Here is a 270-nt window from a genome sequence, read left to right as displayed (position 1 = left end):
AAGATACACAATAGCAGGTGTGCCGTGCTTATCGATGAACTTTGAAATACTTTTGCTTCAAGAAAAGTGGTCTTCAGGGCTCTTTCGGCCTGTCGGGTAAGATGAAGGTTTTTCTTTTCTGCATTTACTTCAACGCTCAGATTGGCTGGGCTCAGTATTTCTACTTTTCTGCGTAAATGATCTAAATCGACAGCTAGGTTATTAAGTATATGAATAGCTTTTCCGTTACCATCTCTTAAAATACCTAGCATAAGATGTTCGGTACCAATA

The 270-nt window shown here is 38.9% G+C and carries 1 protein-coding gene; it reads right to left on the bottom strand.

What is annotated here, in order from left to right; translation table 11 throughout:
* Positions 1 to 270 (bottom strand): Clp protease N-terminal domain-containing protein (locus ACWA1B_RS22730; RefSeq protein WP_456910891.1); only part of this gene is annotated, 270 nt, incomplete at both ends.

Source organism: Flavobacterium xizangense, from assembly GCF_054075145.1.
The sequence above is the reverse complement of the archived record's forward strand: the minus strand, read 5'-3'. Positions and strand labels throughout refer to the sequence as shown.